The sequence below is a fragment of the Streptomyces sp. NPDC000941 genome, assembly GCF_053599555.1.
The window spans coordinates 1-2,310 of the sequence record NZ_JBSFMM010000504.1; the positions used below are offsets into that span (position 1 = coordinate 1).

Genomic DNA, 2,310 nt, shown 5'->3' on the forward strand with positions numbered 1-2,310 from the left:
GCCCACAGCAGGGCGGCCCCCGCCGCGGCGGCGGCCCGGGCGGCCCGGGCGGAGGCTATGGCGGCCCCGGCCAAGGTGGAGGCCCCGGCGGCGGCCCGCAGCCCTCGCGCGGCCCCGCGCTGAACCTCCGCAGCCCCGCCCACCGCGTCGAGCGCGAGCTGCTGAAGCTCGCCCTCCAGCGCCCGGAGCTGGTCTCCCCGGCCTTCGACGCGTACGGGATCGACGAGTTCACCGCCCCGCCGTACGCCGCCGTGCGCCGCACCATCGAGGACGCGGGCGGGGCGAGCGCCGCCGAAGGCGACTATCTGGCGCGGGTCCGCGACGTCGCCCCTGACGACACGGTGCGCGCGATGGTCACCGAGCTCGCGGTCGAGGCCCTGAACACCCGCCGCGACCCCGACGAGGTGTACGCGGGCGTCCAGTTGGTGACCGTCCGGCTGGCCGCGGTGAACCAGCGGATCGGCGAGGTCCAGGGCGCCCTCCAGCGCCTCAGCGCCGGCGCGGACGCCGACCACCTCGCCGCCGTGCAGAACGAGCTGTGGGTCCTGCAGCAGTACGGGCAGTCCCTCCGCGAGAAGGGCGCCGCGGCCCTGTAAGCAGCGTCCGCGGGGGGCCGTGGCCCTGCGCTGTAACCGGCCGGTCACGGCCCGCAGCGCAAAAAGTGCTCGCACGCCCCTCGTGGCGGGCCTGTGTCGTACTCCACACTGGGTTGCGGTGCCTGAGTCCTCGGAGCGCGGCGGTGTTGGCCAGGAAGGGCCGGATTCCCCCGCAGATCCGCTCATGATGTACGGGACGGACGGTGGCGTGGCCGCCGCAGCCGTACCCGATCGTTCTGCCGCCTCAGCAGCGATCACCCTGGAGGTCGCCCCCGTGCAGACCCAGACCCTGACCGACGCGGCCCCTACGGCGACGCCGCCGCAGCCCCCTCACCCACACGCCGACTCCAGACCGACCGCGGCCTCGGCACCGGCCGTGCTGGAGACGGTGGAGGCACTGGCGGCCGTAACCGCCGGACCGGAAGCGGAGCCGCCGGAAGTCGCGGAACTCCCCGAGCCCGCGGAAGCCGAGGAGGCCGCCGAACCCTCAGAGCGACCCGAGACCGCCGAGACCTCTGAGACCGCCGACGCCCCCGAGGCCGCCGACGCCCCCGAGGCCGCCGACGCGCCCGAGGAGACCCCCGAGGAGGCCCCCGAGCCGGCCGTACGCGCCGAGACCTCCAGCGGCCCCTCCTCCGACCTCTTCCGCCAGTACCTCCGCGAGATCGGCCGCATCCCGCTGCTGTCCGCCGCCGAGGAAGTGGAGCTCGCGCGCCGCGTCGAGGCGGGGCTGTTCGCCGAGGAGAAGCTGAGCAGCACCCCCGACCTCGACACCCAGCTCGCCCACGACCTCGACCAGCTGGTCGTCCTGGGCCGGATGGCCAAGCGCCGCCTCATCGAGGCCAACCTCCGCCTCGTCGTCTCCGTGGCCAAGCGCTACGTCGGCAGGGGCCTGACCATGCTCGACCTGGTGCAGGAGGGCAACCTCGGGCTGATCCGCGCCGTGGAGAAGTTCGACTACGCCCGCGGGTACAAGTTCTCGACGTACGCGACCTGGTGGATCCGCCAGGCCATGTCCCGCGCCCTCGCGGACCAGGCCCGTACGATCCGGGTTCCGGTGCATGTCGTCGAGCTGATCAACCGGGTGGTGCGGGTGCAGCGCCGGATGCTCCAGGAGCGCGGCTACGAGCCCACGTCCGAGGAGGTCGCCCACCACCTCGACCTCCCCCCGGAGCGGGTGAGCGAGGTGCTGCGTCTGGCCCAGGAGCCGGTGTCGCTGCACGCGCCCGTCGGCGAGGAGGACGATGTCGCGCTCGGCGATCTGATCGAGGACGGGGATGCCGCCTCGCCGGTCGAGTCCGCGGCGTTCCTGCTGCTGCGGGAGCATCTGGAGGCCGTGCTCTCCACGCTCGGGGAGCGGGAGCGGAAGGTGGTGCAGCTGCGGTACGGGCTGGCCGACGGGCGGCCCCGGACGCTGGAGGAGATAGGGCGGATCTTCGGGGTGACGCGGGAGCGGATCCGGCAGATCGAGTCGAAGACGCTCAACAAGCTGCGGGACCACGCGTTCGCGGACCAGCTCCGCGGCTATCTGGACTGACGGCGGCCCGGCTCGACCCGACCGCTACCCCATCTGCCCCACACCCGGGCCGGCCTCGAAGGCCCCCGGGTGGGTCTGCTCGCGCACCGCGACGTACTGCTGCCGCACCGCCTGCCCCACCGCCAGCTCATCGCCCGCCTCGAAGACCTGGCTCGCGGCCGCCGGCCACAGCGGCGG

Annotated in this window: 1 protein-coding gene and 2 pseudogenes; 2 read left to right on the top strand and 1 reads right to left on the bottom strand. The window is 74.2% G+C overall.

Annotated elements, in window-relative coordinates; translation table 11 throughout:
- Together ACWDSL_RS53100 and ACWDSL_RS53105 are read left to right on the top strand one after the other, a co-directional pair.
- Positions 1-596 (top strand): annotated as a pseudogene (locus ACWDSL_RS53100) (DNA primase); the annotation flags it as partial.
- Between the two features lie 184 nt (positions 597-780).
- Entirely contained in the window at positions 781-2,133 is a 1,353-nt protein-coding gene (locus ACWDSL_RS53105) for an RNA polymerase sigma factor (protein WP_450496922.1), read from the top strand.
- Positions 2,134-2,157: 24 nt separating this feature from the next.
- On the opposite strand, the pseudogene ACWDSL_RS53110 reads toward ACWDSL_RS53105, so the two are convergent.
- Positions 2,158-2,310: pseudogene (locus tag ACWDSL_RS53110) on the bottom strand (sugar kinase); the annotation flags it as partial.

Bases quoted from the DNA above. Each gene is read 5' to 3' on its own strand.
- ACWDSL_RS53105 (WP_450496922.1), top strand. From the start codon at position 781: ATGATGTACGGGACGGACGGTGGCGTGGCCGCCGCAGCCGTACCCGAT.